The 25,359-nt window shown below is 70.8% G+C and carries 22 protein-coding genes; 11 read left to right on the plus strand and 11 right to left on the minus strand.

What is annotated here, in order from left to right; translation table 11 throughout:
• Positions 1–56 precede the first annotated feature (56 nt).
• Both ACIQHQ_RS16125 and ACIQHQ_RS16130 read left to right on the plus strand, forming a co-directional pair.
• Complete coding sequence (locus tag ACIQHQ_RS16125) at positions 57–719, plus strand: TetR/AcrR family transcriptional regulator (protein WP_402612519.1); 663 nt, start codon at positions 57–59, stop codon at positions 717–719.
• Positions 720–723: 4 nt separating this feature from the next.
• Positions 724–1,455, plus strand: coding sequence for a Mut7-C RNAse domain-containing protein (locus tag ACIQHQ_RS16130; RefSeq protein WP_402612521.1), 732 nt, complete (start codon positions 724–726; stop codon positions 1,453–1,455).
• Here ACIQHQ_RS16130 and ACIQHQ_RS16135 read toward each other — a convergent pair.
• From ACIQHQ_RS16135 to ACIQHQ_RS16155, 5 genes are all read right to left on the minus strand, one after another.
• Positions 1,452–3,794: a galactose oxidase-like domain-containing protein gene (locus ACIQHQ_RS16135; protein ID WP_402612695.1), complete on the minus strand. Its 2,343-nt coding sequence runs from the start codon at positions 3,792–3,794 to the stop codon at positions 1,452–1,454. The two genes, ACIQHQ_RS16130 and ACIQHQ_RS16135, sit on opposite strands and share 4 nt — an antisense overlap.
• A 59-nt stretch (positions 3,795–3,853) precedes the next feature.
• Positions 3,854–5,047 (minus strand): glycosyltransferase, encoded by a 1,194-nt coding sequence (locus ACIQHQ_RS16140; RefSeq protein WP_402612522.1) that lies wholly within the window; start codon positions 5,045–5,047, stop codon positions 3,854–3,856.
• Positions 5,044–6,693 carry an ArnT family glycosyltransferase gene (locus ACIQHQ_RS16145; RefSeq protein ID WP_402612523.1) on the minus strand — a complete coding sequence of 550 codons (1,650 nt, stop codon included), beginning with the start codon at positions 6,691–6,693 and terminating at the stop codon, positions 5,044–5,046. Before ACIQHQ_RS16145 ends, ACIQHQ_RS16140 begins: the two co-directional genes overlap by 4 nt.
• Entirely contained in the window at positions 6,690–7,979 is a 1,290-nt protein-coding gene (locus tag ACIQHQ_RS16150; RefSeq protein ID WP_402612524.1) for a glycosyltransferase, read from the minus strand. Before ACIQHQ_RS16150 ends, ACIQHQ_RS16145 begins: the two co-directional genes overlap by 4 nt.
• Positions 7,980–8,125: 146 nt before the next feature.
• Positions 8,126–10,159, minus strand: coding sequence for a thioredoxin domain-containing protein (locus ACIQHQ_RS16155; protein WP_402612525.1), 2,034 nt, complete (start codon positions 10,157–10,159; stop codon positions 8,126–8,128).
• A 246-nt stretch (positions 10,160–10,405) separates the two neighbouring features.
• On the opposite strand from ACIQHQ_RS16155, the gene ACIQHQ_RS16160 reads away from it, so the two are divergent.
• Positions 10,406–13,603 (plus strand): tetratricopeptide repeat protein, encoded by a 3,198-nt coding sequence (locus ACIQHQ_RS16160; protein WP_402612527.1) that lies wholly within the window; start codon positions 10,406–10,408, stop codon positions 13,601–13,603.
• 303 nt (positions 13,604–13,906) lie between these two features.
• Here ACIQHQ_RS16160 and ACIQHQ_RS16165 read toward each other — a convergent pair whose 3' ends face one another.
• Complete coding sequence (locus ACIQHQ_RS16165; protein ID WP_402612528.1) at positions 13,907–14,206, minus strand: hypothetical protein; 300 nt, start codon at positions 14,204–14,206, stop codon at positions 13,907–13,909.
• Positions 14,199–15,080, minus strand: coding sequence for a mycothiol conjugate amidase Mca (gene mca / locus ACIQHQ_RS16170; protein ID WP_402612530.1), 882 nt, complete (start codon positions 15,078–15,080; stop codon positions 14,199–14,201). Before mca ends, ACIQHQ_RS16165 begins: the two co-directional genes overlap by 8 nt.
• Positions 15,081–15,227: 147 nt before the next feature.
• Here mca and ACIQHQ_RS16175 point away from each other — a divergent pair, with 147 nt between their 5' ends.
• Together ACIQHQ_RS16175 and greA are read left to right on the plus strand one after the other, a co-directional pair.
• Positions 15,228–15,626, plus strand: coding sequence for a DUF4307 domain-containing protein (locus tag ACIQHQ_RS16175; protein ID WP_402612531.1), 399 nt, complete (start codon positions 15,228–15,230; stop codon positions 15,624–15,626).
• A 178-nt stretch (positions 15,627–15,804) separates the two neighbouring features.
• Positions 15,805–16,302, plus strand: coding sequence for a transcription elongation factor GreA (gene greA / locus ACIQHQ_RS16180; RefSeq protein WP_390988082.1), 498 nt, complete (start codon positions 15,805–15,807; stop codon positions 16,300–16,302).
• Between the two features lie 58 nt (positions 16,303–16,360).
• Here the strand turns inward: greA and ACIQHQ_RS16185 are convergent, their stop codons facing one another.
• The 3 genes from ACIQHQ_RS16185 to ilvA form a co-directional block, all read right to left on the minus strand.
• Positions 16,361–17,218, minus strand: coding sequence for an ABC transporter permease (locus ACIQHQ_RS16185; protein ID WP_390988081.1), 858 nt, complete (start codon positions 17,216–17,218; stop codon positions 16,361–16,363).
• Complete coding sequence (locus ACIQHQ_RS16190) at positions 17,215–18,192, minus strand: ATP-binding cassette domain-containing protein (RefSeq protein ID WP_402612532.1); 978 nt, start codon at positions 18,190–18,192, stop codon at positions 17,215–17,217. Before ACIQHQ_RS16190 ends, ACIQHQ_RS16185 begins: the two co-directional genes overlap by 4 nt.
• A 152-nt stretch (positions 18,193–18,344) precedes the next feature.
• Positions 18,345–19,574: a threonine ammonia-lyase gene (ilvA, locus tag ACIQHQ_RS16195; RefSeq protein ID WP_402612533.1), complete on the minus strand. Its 1,230-nt coding sequence runs from the start codon at positions 19,572–19,574 to the stop codon at positions 18,345–18,347.
• Positions 19,575–19,737: 163 nt separating this feature from the next.
• On the opposite strand from ilvA, the gene ACIQHQ_RS16200 reads away from it, so the two are divergent.
• The 3 genes from ACIQHQ_RS16200 to ACIQHQ_RS16210 all read left to right on the plus strand — a co-directional run bounded on the left by ACIQHQ_RS16200 (position 19,738) and on the right by ACIQHQ_RS16210 (position 21,208).
• A complete protein-coding gene (locus ACIQHQ_RS16200) occupies positions 19,738–20,244 on the plus strand; it encodes a MarR family winged helix-turn-helix transcriptional regulator (RefSeq protein WP_402612696.1) in 507 nt (168 codons plus the stop codon).
• A gap of 186 nt (positions 20,245–20,430) precedes the next feature.
• Positions 20,431–20,934 carry a sigma factor-like helix-turn-helix DNA-binding protein gene (locus ACIQHQ_RS16205; protein WP_402612534.1) on the plus strand — a complete coding sequence of 168 codons (504 nt, stop codon included), beginning with the start codon at positions 20,431–20,433 and terminating at the stop codon, positions 20,932–20,934.
• A 25-nt stretch (positions 20,935–20,959) separates the two neighbouring features.
• Complete coding sequence (locus ACIQHQ_RS16210; RefSeq protein ID WP_402612536.1) at positions 20,960–21,208, plus strand: hypothetical protein; 249 nt, start codon at positions 20,960–20,962, stop codon at positions 21,206–21,208.
• A gap of 237 nt (positions 21,209–21,445) precedes the next feature.
• Here ACIQHQ_RS16210 and ACIQHQ_RS16215 read toward each other — a convergent pair whose 3' ends face one another.
• Positions 21,446–22,600, minus strand: a complete 1,155-nt coding sequence (locus tag ACIQHQ_RS16215; RefSeq protein ID WP_402612537.1) for a cystathionine gamma-synthase — start codon at positions 22,598–22,600, stop codon at positions 21,446–21,448.
• A gap of 119 nt (positions 22,601–22,719) precedes the next feature.
• Here ACIQHQ_RS16215 and ACIQHQ_RS16220 point away from each other — a divergent pair, with 119 nt between their 5' ends.
• From ACIQHQ_RS16220 to ACIQHQ_RS16230, 3 genes are all read left to right on the plus strand, one after another.
• Positions 22,720–23,838: a hypothetical protein gene (locus ACIQHQ_RS16220; protein WP_402612538.1), complete on the plus strand. Its 1,119-nt coding sequence runs from the start codon at positions 22,720–22,722 to the stop codon at positions 23,836–23,838.
• An 81-nt stretch (positions 23,839–23,919) separates the two neighbouring features.
• Positions 23,920–24,630 (plus strand): peptide-methionine (S)-S-oxide reductase MsrA, encoded by a 711-nt coding sequence (gene msrA, locus ACIQHQ_RS16225; protein ID WP_402612539.1) that lies wholly within the window; start codon positions 23,920–23,922, stop codon positions 24,628–24,630.
• Complete coding sequence (locus ACIQHQ_RS16230; protein ID WP_402612540.1) at positions 24,623–25,051, plus strand: hypothetical protein; 429 nt, start codon at positions 24,623–24,625, stop codon at positions 25,049–25,051. The genes msrA and ACIQHQ_RS16230 overlap by 8 nt, the downstream gene beginning before the upstream one ends.
• Positions 25,052–25,359 lie beyond the last annotated feature (308 nt).

The following is a 25,359-nucleotide window of genomic DNA, read 5'->3' on the forward strand; positions in this document are numbered from 1 at the left end:
GTGGCCTCGGGACCGGACGTGGCCCGGGTGGAGGCCGATGACCGACAATGAGCCGTATGACCACGGCACGGACCCCTGTTCCCGAGGCCGCGCGGCATCTGGGCCTGCGGGAGCGCAAGAAGATCAAGACGCGGATCGCGATCAGGGACGCCACGTACGCCCTCATCAAGGAGCAGGGCTACGAGGCCACCACGGTCGAGCAGATCGCGGAGCGCGCCGAGGTCTCGCCGAGCACCGTCTTCCGCTACTTCCCCACCAAGGAGGACATCGTCCTGACGGACGAGTACGACCCCTTGGTGGAGGACCTGCTGCGGGCGCGGCCCCAGGACGAACCGGTCCTGGAATCGCTGCGCTGGTCGATCCGTCAGGGAATGACCATGGCCATCGCCGACACCGCGGACTCAAAGCAAGACGACATGATCCTGCGCATCCGGCTGATGGTCGAGGTTCCCGCGCTGCGCGCGCGGATGATGGAGAGCATGTCCCTCACCGGCCGCCTGCTGTGCCGGGCGCTGGCGGAACGCAGCGGCCGCGACGAGGACGAGCTCGAAGTGCGGGTCTACGCGATGGGACTGATGGGTGCCCTGCTGGAGGCGATGATCTACTGGGTCGAACGGGACTTCCGGGACGACCTGCCGGAACTGGTCGACCGCACCCTCGACACCCTCAAGGACCTGCCGAAACGGCCACCCTCTTCAGAGGCCCCCGTGGCATCCTGACCGGGTGAACGGTCCCGAGATCCAGGTCGAGTTCGCCCCCGAACTGACGGTGTTCGTGCCCCGGGCCCGAGGGACGGGCACCGTGCGGGCAGCCACCGACGGCGTCTCCAGCCTCGGCCATGTCGTCGAGTCGCTGGGCGTGCCGCTGACCGAGGTGGGCGCCCTGGTCGTGGACGGCCGCGAGGTCCCCTTCGCGCACGTCCCGTCGGCCGGCCAGGCGGTGACCGTACGGGCCGTCGCACGCCCCCAGCAGGTCCCGGGCGCATCCCTGCGCTTCCTCCTCGACGTGCACCTCGGCACGCTGGCCCGCCGGCTGCGCCTGCTCGGCGTGGACACGGCCTACGAGTCGACCGACATCGGTGACCCGGCCCTCGCGGCGCGCTCGGCGGCCGAGCAGCGGGTGATGCTGAGCCGCGACCGGGGACTGCTGCGGCGCCGGGAGCTGTGGGCGGGGGCGTTCGTCTACAGCACCCGGCCCGAGGAGCAACTCCGCGACATCCTCGACCGCTTCCGTCCCGTGCTGCTCCCCTGGACGCGCTGCACGGCCTGCAACGGGCTGCTCCGCAAGGCGACCAAGGACGAGGTCGCCGATCAGCTCAAGCACGGCACGCATGCCACGTACGACGTGTTCGCGCAGTGCACGGCGTGCGGCCGGGCGTACTGGAAGGGCGCGCACCACGAGCAGCTGGAGGCCATCGTGGAGCGCGCCCTGGCGGAGTCGCGCAGCAACGGCTAAGGGCGTTTGGCGTCGCCCTTGCCGCAGGCGGTCCCGTCCCGGTTCCGGTCCAGGCCCAGCGGGTCGTGCTTGCCGTTGACCTTCAGACGGCCGTAGTCGTTGGCCTTGAGCCATTCGCAGCGGGCGGCCGTCGTCCTCTTCACCTCAGCCGGGAAGTCCGTCGGCACGCAGACGTTGATCGAGCCGTAGTGCCGGTCGCAGCCGGAGATCGTCGGGCTGACCTTCTGGGAGTTCCGCTTCTTGCCGGGCCCCGTGACCTTGCCCTTCGGGGCGTCCGCGAAGTCGTGGACATGGGCCGAGGCATCTGTCGCCTTGAGTGCCTGCGGGCCCCGCAGATGCACCCACTTCGCCACCGACGGCACCCCGTTCGCGTCGACCGCGAAGAGCATGTACCAGCCGGGCGGGGCCAGACTGGGGTTGCTCGTCACGTTCAGGTCGACGTTGTCGCCGTCGACGGACAGCGGCAGGTCCACGAACCGCTGGTTCGGGTCCGAGGAGTGCGTGACGGCGGCCGGGCGGATCAGCTCGGCCTTGGCGATGGGCCGGTCGACGGTGATCCGCTGGGTGTCGCCGTAGTTCCACTCGGTGTCGATGACCGAGGTGATCTGCGGACGCGGGCCCTTGAACAGGTAGGGCGGGCTGTAGACCGACACGTCGTGGTTCCAGGAACCGTTGCCCGGGTTGTCGCCGGTGGTCATCACCCGGCCGTCGGGCAGCAGGAACGCCGAGGAGTGGTAACCGTGTGCCTCGGGGTCGACGGCCACCGGGTCGAACGTCTCCGACGCGGGGTCGAAGAGCGAGGTCTCGTACACCGGGTTGGCGCGGTTGTGCAGGGCGCCACCCGTCTCCAGCACCTTGCCGTCGGGCAGGAGCACCGCCGAGACGTACATCTTGCCCTGGTTCCCGGTCTGCGGGACCGCGCCGTTGCCGAGGTCGACCGTGCCCTGCGGGATCGGCGGACCGGCCACGTACGACGGGTTCGGCTGCTTGAGGTCGATGATGTCGGTCAGGCGGTTCGCCTCCGGGTTGGAGTCGATGTTGCCGCCGCCGAGGGTGAGGACCTTCTGGTCCTGCGCCGGGGGCAGCAGCACGCTGGCCGACTGGTCGCGCTCGTCCTTGTTCCGCAGGCCCGGTACCTGCGTGATGGTGTTGGCGCCGTAGTCGTAGATCGCCGAGCCCGTGCCGGGGATGTTGTTGCCGAAGACGTGGCTGCCCGAGTAGAAGAGGCGGCCGTCCTGCATCAGGATCATCGACGGGTACAGACCCCAGTACGACCAGGTCTGGTTGACCTTCCACAGCGGCTGCCACTGCTGCTCGGCCTGGGAGAACAGCTCGGCGGTGACCGATCCGGTGGAGTCCTCCTTCAGGCCGCCGAAGGAGATGACGTCGCCGTTGCCGAGGATCGTCGCCGACGGGTACCAGTGGCCGTCGTTCATGTCGTTGGTCTTGGAGAAGGTCTCGGTCTCCGGGTCGAAGACGTACGAGTCCCTGTAGCCCTGGTAGCCGACGCGGCCGTCGGCGGACGGATAGCCCTTGTTGCCGCTCATCACCAGCACGCGCCCGTCTTGGAGCTGGACGTGCCCGGCGCAGAACATGTCCTTGGGCGTGGGGACGACCTTGTAGGAGCCGTTCGCCGGGTCGTACACCGCCGAGGTGAAGGTGCCGGCCTCGAACATCGACTCGTCGTTGCCGGAGCCCGCGATCAGCAGCACCTTGCCGTTGTGGAGGACCACGGAGTGCATCGAGCGGACCGGGTTCCGCGTGGGCAGCACGTCCCACTTGCCGTTCGCGCACTGCTCGGCGGTGCCGGTGCACTCCGGGGGCAGGACCGGGTCGGGCACCTGATCCATCGTGTAGTCGTCGGTGGTGGCGGAGCCGGTGCCGTGGACGGAGACGCCCCAGGAGATGCGGTCGGTGCCGGCCGGGACCTCGGGGGTACGGACGGTGGCCTCGGTCCAGTTCCCGGCCATGTCCAGGGTCTTGAGGTCGGTCCAGTACTGCCAGCCGGCCGTGGTGTCGTGCCGGAACAGGGTGATCGCCGCGTCCGGGGTCGTCGTCTTGTACCAGAGCCCGAGGTCGTACTGCTTGCCCGGCGTCACCACCGGCGCGCACGCGTCGGACTCGGTGATCAGGGCCTTGCGGTCGCCCTCGACCCGGCGGGTCAGCTCGACCTTCATGGCCTGGGAGCCGGAGTGCGCGTCGGCCGTGGTGGTGAAGGTGAAGTCGTTGTCGCCCCAGCCGGACTTCTCCCAGCAGTACGGCATGTCGCCGGCTCCGGCGGTCTCGAAGCCCGGGTTCTTGACGAGGTTGGCGGCGGACGCGGGCTGGGGCGCGGCCATCAGGAGGCCGGCCGTGAGCGCGCCCACGCCGGCGAGCGCGGTTCTTCTCCGGTACTTGTTCACACGGATCTCCTCGCGGTGCGGCTGTCGCGCCCGGGCTTCTCGCGTCCCCGGCGCGGCAGGTAGACCAGCGCTTCGGTCCCGGCGAAGCGCAGGACGAACGTCGTCACCAGCGCGAGCGCGGTGGCCGACAGCACGCCCAGCTGGAACTGGTGCATGAACAGGGCGATCAACGGGATGCGCAGCACCAGGTCGGCGTTGGCGAGCAGCGCGAACCGCCCGGCCCGGTCCCACCAGCGCTGGTGCCGGCGCCGCTCGCGGAACAGCAGGTGCTCGATGAGCAGGAAGTTCCAGGCGACGCCGAGCTGGTTGGCGAGGACCTCCGCCGGTACGTAGTGCATGCCGACGGCGGTCAGCCCCCACAGGCCGACCAGGTTCGGCACGAAGCCGGTGAGCCCGATCAGGCCGAAACCGACCATGCGCGCGACCGGTGAGGCGGCACGCAGGCCGGCCAGATGGCGCAGGAACCGGAAGCCCTCCTGCGCGGTGGACTTGGACTCCCCGGCGAACCGGTCCTGGAAGACGAAGGGCACCTCGGTGACCCCGCGCGGACGGCTGCGGACGGCGAGTTCGAGCAGGATCTTGTAGCCGAGCGGCTGGAGGACGTCGGCGGTGACCGCGCTGCGGCGGATCGCGAAGAAGCCGCTCATCGGGTCGCTGATGCCGCTCAGCCGGCGCGGGAACAACGCCTTGGTCAGCCAGGTCGCCCCGCGTGAGACGAACACCCGGTAGCTGCCCGCCAGTCCGGCGCGGCTGCCGCCCTTGAGGTACCGGGAGGCGACGACCAGCCCGGCGTTCGCCCGCTCGCCGGTGGCGACCAGGTCGGGCACCAGGGACGGCGGGTGCTGGCAGTCGCCGTCCATGACGACGATCCAGTCGGACGTGGCCGCCTTCAGCCCTTCGACGACGGCGCCGCCGAGCCCGCCCACCGGCTCCTCGCGGTGCAGGACGGTCACGGGGAACGGGCAGTCCTGGGCCGCCTTCTCGATGACCTCGGGGGTGTCGTCGGTGGAGTCGTCCACGAAGACGACCTCGCAGGGCAGCCGGGCCGGGACGGCTTCGGTGATCTGGCGCAGCAGCTGCCGTACGTTCGCCGCCTCGTTGAACGTCGGTACGACGATGGTGACGGCGCCCGGCTCGGGGATCTCGGCGGTCTCGACGACCTCGCCCGGGACGGTGGACTCCTGGCTCATCGCGCGCCTCCGGCGGACGTCTGGATCTGGCGGATCTCGATACGGTCCTCGCCGGTGCCGAAGGTGGCGACCGGGTCCGAGTGTTCCATGGCTGCCTTGACGTTGGGCAGGTCGGCCGCGTCACGCCGCACGGTCGGCGAGGCGACGACGTAGTCGAGGTCCTTCCAGCCGCGCGGCATCGTCTTCGTGACCGCCGGGTCGAGGTCGGCCTTGTAGAACCAGATGACGCCGAGGCCCGGCCGGTACCCCTGGTGCACCAGGTCCAGCCAGAGCGCGTCGTCGACCAGCACGCGGGTGCGTTCCGGGTCCTCGACCTCGGTGGCCAGCCACCTGGAGGCTGCCTTGTAAGGGGCGTTGGCGTCGGTGGTGACGGCCGTGCGGGCGCCGTCGTACCAGCGCGGTACGACGTAGGCACCGGCGGCCAGGGCGAGGGCGGCGGCGAGCGCGTACCGGCCCACGCTGACGTACGGCTTCTCCGTCTCGGAGCGCCAGCGGCTCAGCACCGCGTGGGCGACCGAGGCGGTTCCTCCGGCGAGGACGAGCGCGAGGAACGGCAGGGCCTGGATGACGTACATCGCGGGCAGGTAGCCGTTGGGGCGCAGGGCCAGAGCGGCGAAGATCGCCACGGCCAGGGCGGGTCCGGCCAGGGCGCGGGCGGTGACCGACCAGCGCCAGGTGACGAGCAGGAGCAGGGCGCCCGCGAGGCCGCCGAGGGGCAGGATCTTGTCGTAGTACAGCCACGACTGGAGCACGCCCCAGGAGCCGGAGCCCTGGTCCAGGATGAAGCCCGAACCGGGTCTGGTCATCTGGTACGTGACGCCGTCCCACAGGGACACGTGCCCGCTGCCCGGCAGCAATTCGCCCTTGAGCAGGGCGAACAGGGGGTATGCGAAGCCGATCAGGACGCAGGCCGTGACGGCTCCGGTGAGGGCGAACTTGCGGGTGTCCTTGTGGCTGTGCCGCCACATGGTGACGAACAGGGCGGGCAGGACGAGGAGCATCGTCTCCTTGGTGAGCACGGCCGTGGCGGCCGCGATGCCCGCACCGAAGTGGTGCCAGAGGTGGCGGCTCGGGGAGGCGGCCAGCGTGAAGGCCAGCAGCGTCCACATCACCGCGAGGTTGTCGAGGAAGATCTCCCGCTGGAGGATGACCGACAGCGGCGAGAGCCCGAACAACACCATGCCGAGCGCGGCCGCCCAGCGGGGCAGCGCCAGGCGCCGGCCCAGGACGTAGACCAGGACCGCGCTGATGCCGCTGATCACGAGCATCGCCGCGCGCATGCTGCCCACCGTCATCGATTCGGGGCTGATCAGCGCGGGGATCCAGGTCAGCACGGCGATCTGGATCCAGCCGAGCGGCGGGTGGTCGTACCAGTAGGTGTAGTGGGCGAGGCCGTCGCCCTGCTGCACGGACCAGGCCTGGGCGAGGTAGGTGCCCTCGTCGTCGCTGAGGGCCGGGTAGTCGGCGATGTTCCAGCCCTGCACGACGAGGATCGCCACGAGCAGCACGCCGCACAGGATCAGGTCGGACCGGGAGGAGCGCAGCCGGCTCGGCGGTTGTGGCCGTCGGTGCCCACCGGTGCGGGGCGCGGGCCGGCGCTGCGCGGGGGTCCTCGAAGGGGTCACCGCGGGAAGGGTGGAGGTCACGCGGGAACGTCCTCTCGGGTGACGGGAACGTCCTGCCGGGGCACGGCCGTCTCGCCGAGATGCGCGCCCACATGGGTCGTCAGCTCCCAGTCGTTGCGACCACGCTGCTCACGCCACACGGCCCGGACGGCCGCACCGGCGAGGAGGACCTGGTAGAAGGGGCCGCCCAGGATCAGTTTCAGGTAGTGCGCGAAGCGGACGCGCAGGCCGTACTGCTTGCCGAAGTCGTGCAGTCCGACGACCTCGAAGACGAAGGTGACCAGGGCGGTGACGGCCGGCAGGAAGGTGATGAAGGCGATGCCGACGGGCACGTCCAGGAACAGCGCGATCGCCACGTTCAGCGGGATGATTAGACCGGTGAAGGCCTGCATGAACGGCGTCATCAGGGTGTAGCGGGCGAGCAGCCGCTGCCCGAGGGTGGGCAGTTGCTTCCAGTCCTTCTTCCGGTACACCTGGAGGAAGCCCTGGTTCCAGCGGGTGCGCTGTTTCAGCAGGGACATCAGCGAGCCCGGGGTCTCCTCCCGGGTCACCATGTCGGAGTCGTAGGCGACGACCACCTTCTTGCCGACGCTGGACAGGCGTACGCCCAGGTCACAGTCCTCGGCCAGGCAGTTCGGGTCCCAGCCGCCGGCTTCCCTGAGAACGTCGGTCCGGACGAACACGGTGTTGCCGCCGAGCGGAATGAAACCTTTCTGCGCGTGCAGGTGGAGCCGCGAGCGGAACCAGAAGAAGTACTCCAGGCAGTTGCGCAGGCTGTACCAGCTGGAGTGGAAGTTGATCAGCTGCACGCCGCCTTGGACGACGTCCGCGCCGGTGGTGCGGAAGGCGTGGTCGACGTGCGCGAGGAGCTCGGGATGGACCTGGTCCTCCGCGTCGAAGACCCCGACGACGTCGCCGCGGCAGTGCGGCAGCGCCGTGTTCATGGCCTTCGGCTTGTTCTTCCTCTCGTGCGTGTCGACGACGACCCGGACCCGTGCATCACGCGCGGCGGCCTGCTCGGCCACCGCGGTGGTCTCCGGGTCGTCGTGCCCGACGATCACGATGATCTCGAAGTCGGTGTGGCTCGACTCCAGCAGCCGCTGGATCGTGTGATCCAGCACGGCCTGTTCGTGCCGCGCGGGTAATAACAGCGAGAAGGAGACGTGCTCGTCCCCGTCCGGACTGCTGAACCGGGTGGAGGCGAGCACTTTCGGCGTACGCCAGGCGTGCATCTGCCACCACAGGGTGAACGCCGCCATCCAGAACAGAGCAAGTGAAACGGCCGCGATGAAGACAGACGTCAGCAAACAGATCCCCCCAGATCCCAGAACCCCCCGTCGCGACGGCGGGCCGATGCGGCCCCATCCGCCACGTCACTGTGCAGAGAGTAGGGGGGAACCGTGAAGCCTGAGGGCTGTTCAGATAAAGACCATGTTTCCGTCGATACGTGACGTCAGCCACTCAAGGCCGTACGCAGCCGGTCAGGCTCGGTCGTCGGGGCATCACACGTGAAGTTGCGGCAGACGTACGCGGACGGTTCACCGCCGACCAGCGGACGGTCCGCGAGCAGCGGGAACTCGTCGCTCTCCGGGGCGCCGACGGCGACCACCGCACCGGGTGCGGTGCCCAGAAGTGCCGTACGGTGCAAGGCCCTTGTGGCCTCGTGGTCGAGGGACGGACCCACGATCGCCACCTCACGCGGCCCGTCCAGCACGGCCTCCGCCACGGCGAGCCCCCAGCCGATGAAGCGCGGCACCCGCGGCCCGAGCGCCTTGACGACCCCGAGCGCCCTGTGCGCGGCGGCGCGGTGCGGCTCGGACCCGGTGTGCGCGGCATAGCTCAACAGGGCGCCCGCGGCCGCCGTCCACCCCGACGGAGCGGCGTTGTCGGTCGGGTCCTGCGGACGGCGGATCAGCCGCTCGGCATCGGCCGCGGTGTCGTACAGCGAGCCCGACTCGGTGTCCGTGAAACGCGCCAGGACGTGATCGAGGAGGAACCCGGCGAATTCCAGCCACACGCCCTCGCCCGTGACGGACGCGAGCGCGAGGAAACCCTCCGCCACATCCGCGTAGTCCTCCAGGACACCCGCGTTGGCGCCGGCGTGACCGTCCTTGCTGGTACGGGTGAGCCGGGCCTGCTCGTCCAGATGCAGCCGGACCAGGAGGTCGGCGGCCGCGACGGCGGCCTCGACCAGATCGGGCCGGTCGAAGTAGGCACCCGTCTCGGCGAGCGCGGCGATCGCCAGCCCGTTCCAGGCCGCCACCACCTTGTCGTCCCGGCCGGGCGCGGGCCGCTCGGCCCGCTTCGCCAGCAGCCGCTCCGAGATCGAGGCGATCTTCTCCGCGTCGAACACGCCTTCCCGCACCGGCAGTTGGAGAACGGATGCGCCTTCCTCGAACGTGCCCTCCTCGGTCACACCGAAGTGCTGGGCCGCCAGCTCGGCGTCCTCCTCGCCGAGAACCTCCCGCAACTGCTCGGGCGTCCACACGTAGTAGGCGCCCTCGACGTGCTTACCGGTGCCGTCATCGCTGTCGGCGTCCAGCGCCGAGGCGAACCCGCCCTCACTCGTACGCAGTTCACGCACCATGAAGTCGGCGGTCTGCAGGGCGACCCGGCGCGCGAGCTCCGAGCCGGTGGCGCGCCAGAGATGGGCGTACACCCGGCACAGCAGGGCGTTGTCGTACAGCATCTTCTCGAAGTGCGGCACGACCCAGTCACGGTCGACGGAGTAGCGGGCGAAGCCGCCCCCGAGCTGGTCGTACAGACCGCCCCGGGCCATGCGCTCACAGGTGTCCCGCGCCATCTGCAGAGCCCCCTCGGCACCGGTGCGGGCGTGGTGACGCAGCAGGAACTCCAGCACCATGGACGGCGGGAACTTCGGCGCCCCGCCGAAACCGCCGCGCTGCGGGTCGTACTCCCGGGTGAGCCCGAGCAGCGCCTGCGCGAGCTCCTCCTCGCCCGGGGTCCGCGCGTCGCCGTAGGAGATCTCCCGCCCCGCCAGATCCCGGACGATCTTCCCGGCGACCTCGGTCACCTCGTCCCGCCGCTCGTCCCACGCCTGATGCACCCCCTGGAGCACCTGCCGGAACGAGGGCATGCCCTGGCGGGGGACGGGCGGGAAGTACGTACCGAAGTAGAACGGCTCGGCGTCCGGGGTGAGAAAGACGGTCATGGGCCAGCCACCCTGCCCGGTCGCCGCCTGCACGGCCTCCATGTACACGGCGTCGACGTCGGGGCGCTCTTCGCGGTCGACCTTGATGTTGACGAAGTGCTCGTTCATCACGGCGGCCGTCACCTCGTCCTGGAAGCTCTCCTTCGCCAGGACGTGGCACCAGTGGCAACTCGAGTAGCCGACACTCAGGTGCACCGGGACACCCCGTCGACGCGCCTCTTCGAAGGCCCCTTCCGACCAGGGCCACCAGTCGACGGGGTTGTCGGCGTGCTGAAGGAGGTAGGGGGACGTCTCGTGCGCCAGTCGGTTCGGCATGGTGTCCATCCTGCCGCAGTACCCGGCCCCTCACCTGTCAGGCGTCCCGCGGACGCCGCTTTCGCTGCCCCAGCCGGCACGGGCACCGGGCGCGCGGCACACCAACCCGCCCTGCTCTTCACACAATCGGGCCGGGTACGCCCCCTCGCCCCGATGCGCCGTCCACAGCACACTTGACCAAGGGAACGACCGAGGAACGACCTGGACGACGGAGAGAACGCCGTTGCCGCCGGAGGGGGACATGACATGCGGGACAGTCATCGGGCGGAGGCCGAGCGGCTGTTGGCGCGGGCCGTCGAGGAGGAGGTGCGCCGCTCGGGCGGCCGCAGCGACGGGAAGGTGCTGCTTGCGCGGGCGCGCGGGGCGCTCGACGTGATGGCGCGGAGCGCGTCCGAGGAGTACGAGGCCTACACGAGCGCCCTGGACGAGGCGGCGGCCGGTCAGCTCACCTTCGGGCAGCGCTACGCCCGGGAGGGCGCCGGGACGGCGCTGCTGGTGGCCGGGGTGGCGGCGGTCGCGGCCGTGGCCGCGGACATGGCGCTGGGCACGGGGACCGGCACCGCTCTCGGGGCGGGTGTGACGGTGGGTGCCGCAGGGGCGGCGGCGACGGTGGTGAAGGTGGTCGGCTCGCATCTGCCGGCCGCGAGCCGTCGCGCCGGGGCCGCGAGTCAGCCGGGCGGTCCCGAACAGTTGCGACTGCAGTGGCTGACCGCGCTTGAGGTGCGGGGCATCCGCCCGTTCCTGGACCAGCAGCGGGTGCTCGCGGCTTCGACAGGGCCGAAGAAGACGGGGCCGCGGCTGCGGGGCGCCGACAAGAGCGCGGCGGCGCGCGGGCGCAACGTGCTGGAGCAGTCCTTCGGGCAGCTCCCGGAACCGGCGGAGCCGTTCGCGGGGCGGCGGCACGAGCTGGCGCAGATCCGGCAGTGGGTGCAGGCGGCCCGGGCGAGCACGGAGACGCAGCCGACGGTCGTCGTGCTGCACGGCACGCCCGGCAGCGGCCGCACGACGCTCGCGGTGCACGCGACGCACGATCTGAAGGACTACTTCCGCGGTGCCTGCGTCGTCGACCTGCGCGCGGACGGACCGGGCGAGTCCCCGCTGTCCACCCGTGACGCCCTGCTGCATCTGCTGAACCGGCTCGGCGCGCCCCGTGAGCAGCTGCTGTTCCGTGAGCGCTCCTCCCCCGGCCAGCAGGTCAAGCGGCTGAGCGAGCTGTACCACCAGCATCTGACCGGCCTGCCGGTGACGGTCGTCCTCGATGACGCCGCCGACGCCGAGCAGATCCGTGCCCTGGTCCCGGAGCGGTCCGACAGTCTGGTGCTGGTGACCGCGCGGGGCCCGCTGGAGTGGGCGGGGCTGCCCGCGCGGGTGCATCAGCTGGCGGTGGCGCCGCTGGACGCCGCCGGTGCGGAGGAATTGCTGGGGGCGGTGGCGCAGGACCGTTCGGGACCGTACGACGCCGAGTCCGCGGACCGGGTCCGGGAGCTGTGCGGCGGGCTGCCGCTGGCGCTGCGCATCGCCGGCTCGTGCCTGGGTCCGCGCTCCCCGCGCGTGCTGGCCACCGACCTGGCCGCGTACGGCCCGGTGGAGCCGGTGGAGCGTGCTCTGTGGCTGCGCTACACGGACCAGTCGGAGACGGTACGGCGGCTGCTGCGCCGGCTGGCCCTGGCCGGGCGGGCCTCGCTGGGCGCCGCCGCTGCCGCCGCGCTGCTGGCGACCGACGAGGCGGAGGCGAAGCGCCACCTTCAGGCCCTGACCGGCGCCGGCCTGATCGACCACGTCCGGGGCGATCGCTACCGGCTGCACGACCTGGTGCGTTCCTTCGCCCAGGCCCGCCTTCTCGACGAGGAGGAGCCGGCCGAGCGCACGGCGGCGCAGGAGCGGCTGATCGTCAACTACGCCGAGCTGGCCGACTCGGTGCTGCGGATGGTCGACGGCAACATGTCGACCCGCACCAACCGCTTCAGCCCGTACGGTTTCACGTCCCTCGACGAGGCGCTGCGCTGGCTGGACGACGAGTCGAGCTTCATCACGGCGGCGCTGCGGCATGCCGAGGGCGTGGACCAGGGGGCGGTGCTGAACCTGCTGGGCGCCCTGTGCGACTACTGCCTGCTGCGGGGTGACCTCTACCGCCTGGGCGAGATCAGCGAGCTGGCCCAGGCGGTGGACGAGGGCCTGCTGGTCCGCTCGGTGCAGTGGCGTACGGGTATCGCGGCGCGGCAGCTGGGCGAGCTGGACAAGGCCCGCACGACGCTCACGTCGGTCGTGGACCTCTACCGGGAGGCCCATCACGACGCCGGTGCGGCCCGCGCCCTGTGCTCCCTCGGCATCACCCTGCACCACCAGGGCAACCTGAGCGAGGCGTCGGAGAAGCTGCGTGAGGCCCTCGCGCTGCAGGCCTCGCCCGCGCTGGCAGTGGACCGGGCGTGGACGATGCACGCGCTCGCGGCGGTGGAGCGGGACCGGGCCCGGCTGGCGGAGGCGCTGGAGCTGCTGACCGAGTCGCTGGTCCTGCATCGCCGGGGCGAGTCGGTGCACGGCCAGGCGTGGGCGCACTTCCAGCTCGGTCAGCTGGGTCTGCGCATGGGGGACGTCCCGCGTGCCGAGGCGGAGCTGCGGGCGGCTCTCGAACTGTACGGCCGGACCCGTGACGCCCGTGGTGAGGCCTGGGCTCTGACGCAGCTGGCCCGGGCGCTGCTGGTCGCCGGGGACGCGTCGCCGGCGGTGGAGGAGCTGCGCGGGGCTGCCGCCCGCCACCGTGACAACGAGGACGCGCGCGGCGAGGCCTGGACGCTGTACTACCTGGGCCAGGCCCTGGAGGAGACGGGCAACCTCGACCAGGCGGTCCGTGAACTGGAACGCGCCCGCACGATGTTCTCGCGGATGCGCGATGTGTACGGCCTGGCCTGTGCCCGGCACCACTCGGCCCGTGTCACCCGCGATCAGCGAGCGGCCCAGACGGGTTCCCTGCGCAACTCGGGCTTCGCGCGGCAGCTGCTGGTCGACGCCCGGGCGGACTTCCAGCGCATCGGTGTCGCCCATGGCGAGGCGTGGACCTGCCTGGAGCTGGCGATCGTGGACGCGGGCAACGCCCGCACGCAGCAGGCTCTCGGCCTGTGCGACGAGGCGGTGGAACTGTTCGCTTCGTACGGCGACCGCCGGGGCGAGGACTGGGCCCGCTTCCTGCGCTGCACCCTGCTCCCCTACGCCGCCCCGGGCGGCATGGAGATCGGCACGGCGGTGGCCCAGGAGGAACTGGCGCAGTTGTCCCGCGCCGGCCACGGTCTGCGCGACCAGAAGCTGGACGACTACCTCGACGCGTACCAGCTGCTGCTGGAGCGCGGGGTGACCCTGGAGGCGGGCTGGCAGGCATGGCGTCTGGGCATGGTTCCGAACCGCCATGCGCGTGAGGTGATGGGCGTGGCCGTGGAGTCGAAGGAGTAAGCACGGGCCCCCGTCGGCGGCGCTCCTCGCCGGGTACCCGTCGGCGACGCTCCTCGCAGAGGCGTGGGCCTTTCGGTTCGCGACGCTCCTCGCACACGCGTGAGCCTCCGGTCCGCGGCGGGCGCACCTCGCAGATGCATGGGGCCTCGGTCCGCGGCGGCGCACCTCGCAAGTGCGCGCGGGGCCCGCCCGCGGCGCTCTTCAGCGCGGCCCGAGCACCTGTCAGGGCGCTCCTCGCTGCGCGCGGCGCACCCGTCGGCGGCGCGTGGTGCCGGCCACCGACGGGTGGCGCTCCCTCGGGGGTCAGCCTTGCTTCTTGCCGCCCTGGCCGGAGGGCTCGGCTTCCGCGGTTTCCGTGTCCGCCCCCGACGGGTCCGCCGGGGAAGGTTCCGGCTGCTCGGCCTTCGGGTCGGGGGCCTGGGGGAAGTCGACCCGGTTCATGTGCCGGCTCATGGACTTCATCAGGGCCCACACCGCCAGGGCCATCGCCGCGAAGACGATGAAGCCGAGGACGCCGGGGGTGACCTTGTCCTCGTCGACCTCCTTGGCGAAGGAGACGAGGTGCGTCATTGCCAGGCTTGCGCTTGCGCTCATGTCAGGCATTGTCGCGGATGCCCGCAAACAGGTCGTCCTCGGGGAGGGAGGTATCGACGAGGGCCTTCGCCAGCTCGTACTCCTCCGTCGGCCAGACCTCCTTCTGGATCTCCATCGGGACCTTGAACCAGCCGCCGTCCGGGTCGATCTGGGTGGCGTGGGCGATGAGCGCCTTGTCGCGGATCTCGTAGAACTCGGCGCACGGGATGTGAGTGGTGAGCGTGCGCTGCTTCATGCCGAACTCCTCCCAGCGCTTGAGCCAGTCCCCGTAGGGGGACTCCAGGCCGCGGTCGAGCATCGCCTGGTGCAGGGCCTCGGTGCGCGGCCGGTTGAAGCCCTGGTTGTAGTAGAGCTTCTGCGGCTGGTAGGCGGGCCCGTACTCCGCCTCCGGGTACTTCTCGGTGTCCGCCGCCGACTCGAACGCCACCATCGAGATCTTGTGGGTCATGATGTGGTCGGGGTGCGGGTAGCCGCCGTTCTCGTCATAGGTGGTGATCACCTGGGGGCGGAACACACGGATCTTGCGCACCAGCTCGCCGGCCGCGTGGTCCACGTCCTCCAGGGCGAAGCAGCCCTCCGGCAGCGGCGGCAGCGGGTCGCCCTCGGGCAGCCCGGAGTCGACGAAGCCGAGCCACTCCTGCTTGACGCCCAGGATCTCCCGGGCCTCGTCCATCTCCTTCTTGCGCACCTCGTGGATGTGCTCCTCGATGTACGCGTCGCCCTGGAGCTTGGGATTGAGGATGGAGCCGCGTTCCCCGCCCGTGCAGGTCACGACCAGCACGTCCACCCCCTCGGACACGTACTTCGCCATGGTCGCGGCGCCCTTGCTCGACTCGTCGTCGGGGTGGGCGTGAACGGCCATCAGTCGCAACTGGTCAGTCAAGACTCAATCCTCAGTAAGTCGGCGCCCTGTGTGCCTCGGCGCAATCAGCGGCTTCTATAGTGACCGAATCGGGGGGCGAATAATTCCGGGGCCCGGCCCTGGAGCCCCTTCCGGGACCTTCGTCCCGGCCCGGTCTGGAGGACGATCATGAGTACGGCGAGCACGCGACTACCCGAGGGCCGATACGGCCGCTCCTCGGACGAGCGCGCCGATCGCACGCTCAAGGTCGTGGGGGTCGTGCTCGCGGTGGCGCTGCTGGGGCTCGTCGGCTGGTTCGGCTACCACTACGTCGCCCAGAACGAGATCAGCGCCGAGGTGATCAGCTTCGAGCCGGGCAAGGAGTCGGTGCGGGTGCATCTGGAGGTCCGCAAGGACGCCGGCACCGACGGCTACTGCACCGTGCGCTCGCAGGCCGAGAACGGGGCCGAGGTGGGCCGGGCCGACTTCCGCTTCGACGGGGACGACACCCGCATCGACAAGGTCGTCACGCTCCGTACGACCTCCCCGGGGACGACGGCCCAGCTGCTGGGCTGCCACGCCGGCTGACCACAACGAGCGGCACCTGGAATACGTACTACCTGACCTGCATTGACGTGATTCTGGTCGCTTATGTCCTCCCCCTTGGGCCCCTGAATTGTTAGGCTCGTGGTTTCGCCCTTCCGTGAAGGAACATTCTTCTGGGTAGGGCGATGCTTTGTATTCCCAGTACCTACGAGGAGCACCTGTGACCCAGACCAGCGAGAACGTCACCTGGCTGACCCAGGAGGCGTACAACAAGCTCAAGGCTGAGCTTGAGTACCTTACTGGTCCCGCGCGGGCGGAGATCTCCGCGAAGATCGCCGCGGCGCGCGAGGAGGGCGACCTGCGTGAGAACGGCGGGTACCACGCGGCCAAGGAGGAGCAGGGCAAGCAGGAGCTCCGTGTGCGCCAGCTCACCCAGCTCCTGGAGAGCGCCAAGGTCGGTGAGGCGCCCGCGGCGGACGGCGCGGTGGCGCCCGGCATGGTCGTCACGATCGCGTTCGACGGCGACGAGGACGACACGCTGACGTTCCTGCTCGCCTCCCGCGAGTACGCGAGCTCCGACATCGAGACGTACTCGCCGCAGTCCCCGCTGGGCACCGGCGTGATCGGCCACAAGGTCGGCGAGGACGCCCAGTACGAGCTGCCGAACGGCAAGAAGGCTCTGGTCAAGATCCTCAAGGCCGAGCCGTACGAGGGCTGACCCGCGGCCTTCCGAGCCTTCATCCGCCCCCGGCGCCGCATCGGCACCGGGGGCACTGTCATGCCGTCGCCGACCGGTACTTGCGCACCGCCAGCGTCCGGAACACCACCAGGATCAGGATCGAGTAGATCAGCGAGGCCCAGACGGGGTGCTGCATGGGCCAGGCGTCCGACGGTGACTGGCCGGGGTTGGCGAACAGCACGCGGCAGGCCTGAACCGTGGCGCTGAACGGGTTCCACTCGGCGACGTGACGCAGCCACGGGGTCATGTGGCTGGTGTCCACGAAGGCGTTCGAGATGAAGGTGACCGGGAAGAGCCAGATCAGGCCGCTGGAGGTGGCCGCCTCGGGCGTCTTCACGGACATGCCGATCAGGGCGCCGATCCAGGTGAACGCGTAGCCGAGCAGAAGCAGCAGGCCGAAGGCCGCGAGGACCTTGGCGGCGTTGGTGCTGCCGTCCGACCCGACGCGCCAGCCGACCAGCAGGGCGACCACCGCGAGGACGACCAGGGTCAGGGCCGTCTGCACGGAGTCGGCGAGGGTGCGGCCGGTGAGTACGGCGCCGCGCGCCATGGGCAGGGAGCGGAACCGGTCGATGAGGCCCTTGTGCATGTCGTCGGCGATGCCCGCGCCGGAGCTGGCGGTGGCGAACGTGACCGTCTGCGCGAAGATGCCCGCCATCAGGAAGTTCTTGTAGTCGGCGGCGCTGGTGCTGTCGCCGATCTGCATGGATCCGCCGAAGACGTAGGTGAACAGCACCACGAACATGATCGGCTGGATCAGCCCGTAGATGATCATTTCGGGGATCCGGGACATGCGGATCAGGTTGCGTTTGGCGACGACCAGCGAGTCCCGGATCGACTGGCTGACCGGGTTCGCGGCCGGCGCGACCCGCACGGTGTCGGTGACGGCGCTCACTGGGCGGCCTCCTTGTCGTTCTCCTGGTCCTTGACCTCGGCCGCGTGTCCCGTCAGGGACAGGAAGACGTCGTCGAGAGTCGGCCTGCGCAGGCCGATGTCGTCGATCTCGATGCCCCGCGTGTCCAGTTCGCGGATGACCTCGGCGAGGAGCTTGGCGCCGCCGGTCACGGGCGCGGTGAGCTTGCGCATGTGCTCCTCGACCTTGGTCTCGCCCTTGCCGAAGCCGGCGAGGACCTCGGCGGCGGCCTGGATGTGTTCGCGCTCGTGGACGACGACCTCGACGCGCTCGCCGCCGGTGCGCGCCTTGAGCTGGTCGGAGGTGCCCTGGGCGATGACCTTGCCGTGGTCGACCACCGCGATGTCGTGCGCCAGGTGGTCGGCCTCCTCCAGGTACTGCGTGGTGAGCAGCAGTGTGGTGCCGCCCGAGACCAGTTGCTTGATGACCTCCCACAGCTGCTGGCGGTTGCGGGGGTCGAGGCCGGTCGTCGGCTCGTCCATGAACATCACGGGGGGTGAGACGACCAGGGCCGCCGCGAGGTCGAGGCGGCGGCGCATGCCGCCCGAGTAGGTCTTGGTGGGGCGGTCGGCGGCGTCCGCGAGGTGGAACTGCTCCAGCAGTTCGGCCGCACGCTCCTTCGCCGCTTTCGCCCGCATCTGGTAGAGCTGGCCGACCATCTGGAGGTTCTCCCGGCCGGTGAGGTATTCGTCGACGGCCGCGAACTGGCCGGACAGGCCGATGGAGCGGCGGACCGCGTCGGGCTGTTTGAGCACGTCGATGCCCGCGACGACCGCGCGTCCGGCGTCGGGCCGCAGCAGGGTGGTCAGGCAGCGGACGGTGGTCGTCTTGCCCGCGCCGTTCGGCCCGAGCAGGCCGAGGACCGTGCCTTCGGGCACGTCGAGGTCGACGCCGTCCAAGGCCTTGACGTCACCGAAGGTCTTGACCAGCCCTTCGGCGTAGATGGCGCCTGGCATATGAGTCTCCACGTCTTCGTAGATGACCGGACAGACGTCCGGCTAGGCTTTCCACCAACACACCATAACGCGATGTATCGCGTCTCGCGATGCGTTTTTGGCGCGTTGCTCCGCATGAGGCGGAAAGGATCTTCGGCCGACTCGGGGGGCGCTCAGCCGATGACCGTGTAGCCCGCCTCGCGCAGCGCCTGACCCACCTCGGCGCAGTGCGCCGGACCCTTCGTCTCCAGGTGCAGCTCGACCTCCGCCTCCGTGAGCCCGAGCCGTGGGTCGGTCCGCACATGGCTCACATCGAGCACGTTAGCGTCGACCACTGACAACACGCCCAGAAGAGTGGCGAGAGCGCCGGGCCGGTCCGTCAGCCGCAGCCGGACCGCGAGATAGCGGCCCTGCGCGGCCATGCCGTGCCGCAGCACCCGCTCCATCAGCACAGGATCGACGTTGCCGCCGGACAGCACCGCGACGACCGGGCCCTCGAAGGTGCCGGGATCGCTCAGCAGCGCCGCGACCGGGCTCGCCCCGGCCGGCTCCACGACCAGCTTGGCCCGTTCCAGGCACAGCAGCAGCGCGGCGGACAGCTCGTCCTCGCTGACCGTGCGCACCTCGTCCACCAGCTCGCCGACGATCCCGAACGGCACGTCGCCGGGCCGCCCGACCTTGATGCCGTCGGCCATCGTCGCCGGGTTCTCGACCGTCACCGGCCGCCCCGCCGCCAGCGAGGGCGGGTAGGCCGCCGCGCCCGCCGCCTGCACACCCACGATCCGCACGTCCGGCCGTACGGACTTCACCGCCACCGCGATCCCGGCGGCCAGCCCGCCGCCGCCGATCCCGACCAGGATCGTGCGCGCCTCGGGGCACTGCTCCAGGATCTCCAGGCCCACGGTGCCCTGGCCGGCGATGACGTCGGGATGGTCGAAGGGGTGGATGAACACCGCACCCGTCTCGGCCGCGTACTCCTGGGCGGCGGCCAGCGTCTCGTCGACCACCTGGCCGTGCAGCCGCACCTCGGCCCCGTAGTCCCGGGTGGCGCTGACCTTGGGCAGTGGCGCGCCGTTCGGCATGAACACCGTGGAGCGCACGCCGAGCAGGGAGGACGCCAGGGCGACGCCCTGCGCGTGGTTGCCGGCGCTCGCGGCCACGACACCGGCGGCGCGCTCCTCCGGCAGCAGACCGGCGATCCGGACATACGCGCCGCGCAGTTTGAACGAACCCGTCCGCTGGAGGTTCTCGCACTTGAGATGCACCGGCGAACCGACCATCTGGGACAGGTGCCTGCTGCCCTCCATCGCCGTCACCCGTGCCACACCCGAGAGCATCTTCTGCGCGCCGCGCACGTCGTCGAGGGTGACGGGCCGAAAGGAGTCAGCCGTGCTGTAGCTCATGACTCCAGCATCGCAGTTCACAGGCGGGAACGACCGTTGTGACCAACCTCCGAGACCCGCTTTGCGCAGCGCCGGTACGGCCCGCCTTCCGGCCGCGTACCCTGTCCCCCAATCTGCCAGCCCTTCACGAAGTGAGCCCCCGGCCATGCCCACAACACCTGAAATGTCGATGGACATGACGACCGTCGGTGACACCGGTCTTCTCGACACGCTGCAGCACGAGGTGGCGCTGTTCGCCCGCCGTGCCGAACAGACCCGGCTCGGCGGCGTCGGGCAGGTGCGCAACTCCATGGACCGCGCCGCGTATCTGCTGCTCAACCGCCTCGACAAGGAAGGCCCGATGGGCGTCAAGGCGCTCGCCGCGAGCATGGGGATCGACTCCTCGACGGTCACCCGGCAGGTGGCTCCGCTCGTCGACACCGGTCTGGTCAAGCGCACCTCCCACCCCGAGGACGGGCGCGCGGTGGTGCTGCAGCTGTCTCCGCGCGGACAGTCCCGCCTGGAGGAAGTGCGCTCCTCCCGGAGGCAGTTGATGGCCGAGCTCACCCACGACTGGCAGCCGGAGGAGCGCGAGGCGTTCTGCGGCCTCCTCACGCGCTTCAACACCGCGCTGTCCTCCCGGATGGCTGTGCAGGGGGTCCCGGCGCCGGAGGCGCAGCCGACGACCTGAGTGCCACGCGGCGCCGATTCCGTACGACTTCGGCACGACGGCGGGGACACCACGCGCCCGTGGCGCCGCCCAGGCCGTGCGCGGCTCTTGACCCCGGGGCCGTCCTTGGCCTGATATGAGACCGGGTCCCCGTTCGTGCGCGGCCGGGGCCCGCATCCTCAGGGTCGCCGTCAGGCGGGAGGTGCTGTGCTGGAGCGGCATGCGTCCCGGGCCACCCGTCGCGCCCGGGAGTTCGAGGCGTTCGTCGCGGGCGCGGCCGGGCGGCTGCTGCACGCCGCCACGCTGCTCACCGCGGAGGCCCCGGACGACAACCCCCGCGCGCGGCGCCTGCTGACGCTGTCACTGGCTCACACGTACGCGCGCTGGGACCGGCTGCGCGGCGAGGACCCCTACGACCGCACCCGCTCGCACCTGACCGCCCGCTTCGCACGCGGCGTGTGGCACCCCTTCGGCGGACTCGGCCGCTCCCGGCCGCACCCCGCGAACCCGATGGCCCCGCTGACCCCCCAGGAACGGCTGATCCTGGTGCTCAGGCTCTACGAGGGCGTCGCCGAGGAGCAGACGGCGGCCCTGCTCGGCCTGTCCCCGGAACGCGTACGCGCGATCTGCCACCGGGCGACCTCGACCCTGTTGCACCGGCAGCGAGGCCCGGCGCCCGCGGTGACGGCCGCGAAGGCGGTGCCGTCATGAGAACGGCCGGCGACCGGAGGGCGCGATGAGGGAGAACGACCGCGACGCGGCCGTACGGCGGCTGCTGGAGCAGTCGCCGCGGCCCCTGCCGCCGGAGATCCACACGGAGGCGGTGCGCCGGGGCGCCCGCGCCCTGCGGCGCAGGACACTCGCCCGCCGCGCGATGTGGCTGCTGCTCTTCGCGGCCGCCGTGGCCTTCACCGTGTGGGCGCTGACGGCCCGCCCGTGGGTGGAGCCGCCGTCCGACACGACTCCACCCCTCACCGGCTGGTGATCCCGCCGAGGGCCTGCCAGGGCCTGCCGTTCGGATCACCCCGACGTCGCCGGGCCCGGCACGCCCGTCTCGGCGTGGTCAGTCGGTTGCCGACTCCACCGAGCTCTCGACTCCGCTCGAGCAGGGCCCCATCCCGTGGGCGCCCTTCTCCGCCTTGCGGCTGGACGCACGCGGCCCCGCTCGGATCGGCCGACACGAGCCCGAGCCTCACAGCCGGCCTGATCCGGACAACAGGTGCTAGCCCAGCGCCTGCTGGAGGTCCTCCAGCAGGTCGTCGGCGTTCTCGATGCCCACCGACAGACGCACCAGGTCGGCCGGGACCTCCAGCGCCGAACCGGCCACGGAGGCGTGCGTCATACGGCCGGGGTGCTCGATCAGGGACTCGACGCCGCCCAGGGACTCGCCCAGCGTGAAGATCTGGGCCCGGTTGCAGACCTCGACGGCCGCTTCCTCGCCGCCCTCGACGCGGAAGGAGACCATGCCGCCGAACGACTTCATCTGCTTGGCGGCGACCTCGTGCCCCGGGTGCTCCGGCAGGCCCGGGTACAGCACGCTGCTCACGCGCGCGTGCCGGGTGAGCATGTCGGCGATCTTGACGGCGTTCTCGCTGTGCCGGTCCATGCGCACGGAGAGGGTCTTGGTGCCGCGCAGCACCAGCCAGGAGTCGAACGGCCCGGCGACCGCGCCCATCGCGTTCTGGTGGAAGGCCAGCTCCTCGCCCAGGGCGGCGTCGGCGGTGATCAGGGCGCCGCCGACGACGTCGGAGTGACCGCCCATGTACTTCGTCAGCGAGTGCACGACGACGTCCGCGCCCAGCGCCAGCGGCTGCTGGAGGTAGGGCGTGGCGAAGGTGTTGTCGACGACGAGGCGGGCGCCCGCGTCCCGGGCGACCTGGGCGACGGCGGCGATGTCGGTGATGCCGAGCAGCGGGTTGGAGGGGGTTTCCACCCAGACGACCTTGGTCTTCGGGGTGAGGGCGGCCCGGACGGCGGCCGGGTCGCTGGTGTCGGCGACCGACCACTCCACGCCCCAGCGGGCGACGACCTTGGCGAACAGGCGGAACGTGCCGCCGTACGCGTCGTTAGGGATGACCACGTGATCGCCCGGGGTGAGCAGCGTACGCAGCAGGCAGTCCTCGGCCGCCAGCCCGGACGCGAACGCGAGACCGCGGCGGCCGCCCTCCAGGGCGGCGAGGTTCTCCTCCAGCGCGGTCCTGGTGGGATTGGCGCTGCGGCTGTACTCGTAGCCGCCGCGCAGCCCGCCGACACCGTCCTGCTTGTAGGTGGAGACCTGGTAGATCGGCGGGACGACCGCGCCCGTCAAGGGGTCGGCGGTGTTGCCCGCGTGGATCGCGAGCGTCTCGAAGTGCTGACTGATGTGCCTGTCGCTCATGAGCACCGAGGGTAGTGCGCCGACGCGGCGAGTGCCCGGGGGCGGGGCGAGCCCGGGGTTTTCCACAGGTTGTGGGAGCAGGTTGGCCAATTGTCGGCGCCGTCTGGTTCGCTTGTCGTATGGAGATTCTCTGGGTCCTGATCGCGCTGGTCATGCTGGGCTTCGTGCTGCTCCCCTTCCTGCGGCGCAGGCGCGGTGCGATAGGGCTGGTCTCGCCCGACCACCCGGACGCGGCCGACCCGGCGAACTACGGCTTCGTCCAGGAGGAGGAGCTCGACATCCGCATGCCCGGCCCCGACCAGGACCTGTTGGACGTCCTGGACGTGGTGCAGCGCACGCAGGACTACCGAGCGGCACAGCAGCTCCTGGCGGGCACCGAGACGGAGGGCGAGCGGCGCTGGCAGCGCGTGCAGGCCTTCGCGGGCGCGGCCTCGCTGGAGCTCGCCCGGCGCCCCGGCGGGGTGAGCGAGGCACCGGGTGGGCAGTGGCTGCGGGTGTGGCGGGCCGAGGCGCCCAAGGACGCGGGCGGTGCGGCGGTGCACGCCGAGTTCCTGGTGCAGCAGGCGTGGCGGACGGCGACTCCGGGGACGGACGAGTTCCGGATCATCATGGAGGAGGCGCGGACGGCGTGTGGCGAGGCGGCGCTGCTCGCCCCCGGTGACCCGATCCCGTACATCGTCGAGCTGTCGGTGGCCCGCGGTCTCGGCTACTCCCAGAAGGACTTCGAGCAGATCTGGCTGAAGATCCTGGACCGCGCCCCGGCCCACATGGGGGCACACCTGGCCGCGCTGCACTACTGGTGCGAGAAGTGGCACGGCTCGCGCGCCGAGGCGTACGCGTTCGCCGAGGCCGCGGCGGCCCGGGCCCCCCGGGGCTCCCTCCTGTCGGCGATGCCCCTCTTCGCGGTGTTCGAGCACCTCCCCGAGGTGACCCTCGTGGCGAACTTCTGGCAGAGCGAGGTCGTCACGAAGGCGGTCCACGGCGCGCTGCACGCGGTGCACTCGGCCCGCCCCGACGACCCGATGCTCGCCCACGTGCGGCACATGCTGGTGTTCTTCCTGGTCCGCGGTGAGCGCTGGTCGGAGGCCATGAACCAGCTGATACACATCGACGGCCATGTGGGCGCCCTGCCCTGGACGCTGTCCGCCGACCCTGCGGCGGAGTTCGCGGTGTACCGGGCACTGGCGGTGGCGGGCTACGAGGCGAACGGCGGCAGCCCGGCGAGCCTGCCGCACTGAGCTCCGTCCGTGCCGGGAGCCCACCGGAATTCCAAGGGGTCCGGGCACGTTGACAGGGCAGTCGCCCCGATTGGAGACCGCATGTTCCTGCACAGTCGTACGCCCCAGCTGCCGACTCCCGAGCAGGCGCTGCCCGGCCGCCCGCAGCCGGCGTTCACGGTCCCCGACCGCCACACCGTCCTCGGCAACCCGCTGCTCGGCCCCTACCCCGAGGGCCTGCAGACCGCCGACTTCGGCCTGGGCTGCTTCTGGGGCGCCGAGCGCACGTTCTGGCAGCTCCCGGCCGGTGTCTGGACGACCCTCGTCGGCTACCAGGGCGGCCACACCGAGAACCCCACGTACGAGGAGGTCTGCTCGGGCCTGACCGGCCACACGGAGGTCGTGCGCGTGGTCTTCGATTCGGAGCAGATCTCGTACGAGCGCCTGCTGAAGACCTTCTGGGAGTCCCACGACCCCACACAGGGCTACCGCCAGGGCAACGACCGGGGCACGCAGTACCGCTCGGCGATCTACACCCACACCCCCGAGCAGGAGGCCGCCGCCAAGGCTTCCCGCGAGGCGTACCAGAAGGTCCTCACGTCGTCCGGCTACGACGGCATCACCACGGAGATCGTGACGGCACAGGGCCGTCCCTTCTACCCGGCGGAGGGCTACCACCAGCAGTACCTGGACAAGAACCCGGCGGGCTACTGCGGCATCGGCGGGACGGGGGTCAAGCTAAGTGACCCGTTCGAGACGAACTGGGGGGCGTCCTGCCCGACGGGCCTTACCCCGGCTCCGACGGATGACTGACCGCACACCGGTGTCCGTATTCGGGGATCGCCGCATCGGCGAGTTCAGCTTCAGGGAACACCTGGAGCTCATCCGGACGCGGCCCGGCATGTACGGCCTGGACGGCTCCTACGGCGACTACGTGACCTACCTACACGGTTACGACGCAGGCTCACGAGACAGCGCACTCCTGGGCTTCCGGGAGTGGCTGCTCCTCAAGCTCGGGCATGAGAGCAGCTTCGTATGGTCAGCCCTCGTGACGGAGCTGGCGCTGCCAGGAGCATCCCGGGCCTTCGATTACAGAAACCTGGATCAAGAACAGAGCCAGGTGGCTGTCGATGCGCTGTTCCAGTTCCTGGAGGGCTTCCTTCGTGACCGTGACGAGCAGCGGGACGGGCTACGGAGCATCTTCCGGGAGTACTCGCTCCGCTTCCCGGAGTGATCCGCAAGCCGAACGGCGATGGGTCACATGGCAGCACAGGCTCGCCGGCACAGGAGTGTCCTGCCCGATCGGCGTGGCCAGGGCCGGTGGCTGCGCCCTCGGGGTCTGCCGCCTCCCTGGGCGGAGGGTGGATCTTCGCGGAGAATCTGCGGCCGTTCCGCGAGTCGGTCGCACAGTTCTCGGGCGACGACTTCGACGACTCGCACTGGCGGGCCGTCGAGAACGCCCTGCCGGCACGGACGTGGAGAAGTCCGACGGCTGGTACGACTACCCGCTGCCGGGCCGGACGCCGCTGACCCTGCTGGTCG

This window comes from Streptomyces sp. NPDC092370, assembly GCF_044755265.1.
Lineage (GTDB): Bacteria > Actinomycetota > Actinomycetes > Streptomycetales > Streptomycetaceae > Streptomyces.

Bases quoted from the DNA above. Each gene is read 5' to 3' on its own strand.
- ACIQHQ_RS16125 (WP_402612519.1), top strand. From the start codon at position 57: ATGACCACGGCACGGACCCCTGTTCCCGAGGCCGCGCGGCATCTGGGC.
- ACIQHQ_RS16135 (WP_402612695.1), bottom strand. From the start codon at position 3,794: ATGGCCGCGCCCCAGCCCGCGTCCGCCGCCAACCTCGTCAAGAACCCG.
- ACIQHQ_RS16140 (WP_402612522.1), bottom strand. From the start codon at position 5,047: ATGAGCCAGGAGTCCACCGTCCCGGGCGAGGTCGTCGAGACCGCCGAG.
- ACIQHQ_RS16155 (WP_402612525.1), bottom strand. From the start codon at position 10,159: ATGCCGAACCGACTGGCGCACGAGACGTCCCCCTACCTCCTTCAGCAC.
- ACIQHQ_RS16160 (WP_402612527.1), top strand. From the start codon at position 10,406: ATGCGGGACAGTCATCGGGCGGAGGCCGAGCGGCTGTTGGCGCGGGCC.
- ACIQHQ_RS16165 (WP_402612528.1), bottom strand. From the start codon at position 14,206: ATGCCTGACATGAGCGCAAGCGCAAGCCTGGCAATGACGCACCTCGTC.
- ACIQHQ_RS16175 (WP_402612531.1), top strand. From the start codon at position 15,228: ATGAGTACGGCGAGCACGCGACTACCCGAGGGCCGATACGGCCGCTCC.
- ACIQHQ_RS16190 (WP_402612532.1), bottom strand. From the start codon at position 18,192: ATGCCAGGCGCCATCTACGCCGAAGGGCTGGTCAAGACCTTCGGTGAC.
- ilvA (WP_402612533.1), bottom strand. From the start codon at position 19,574: ATGAGCTACAGCACGGCTGACTCCTTTCGGCCCGTCACCCTCGACGAC.
- ACIQHQ_RS16200 (WP_402612696.1), top strand. From the start codon at position 19,738: ATGTCGATGGACATGACGACCGTCGGTGACACCGGTCTTCTCGACACG.
- ACIQHQ_RS16210 (WP_402612536.1), top strand. From the start codon at position 20,960: ATGAGGGAGAACGACCGCGACGCGGCCGTACGGCGGCTGCTGGAGCAG.
- ACIQHQ_RS16215 (WP_402612537.1), bottom strand. From the start codon at position 22,600: ATGAGCGACAGGCACATCAGTCAGCACTTCGAGACGCTCGCGATCCAC.
- ACIQHQ_RS16220 (WP_402612538.1), top strand. From the start codon at position 22,720: ATGGAGATTCTCTGGGTCCTGATCGCGCTGGTCATGCTGGGCTTCGTG.
- msrA (WP_402612539.1), top strand. From the start codon at position 23,920: ATGTTCCTGCACAGTCGTACGCCCCAGCTGCCGACTCCCGAGCAGGCG.
- ACIQHQ_RS16230 (WP_402612540.1), top strand. From the start codon at position 24,623: ATGACTGACCGCACACCGGTGTCCGTATTCGGGGATCGCCGCATCGGC.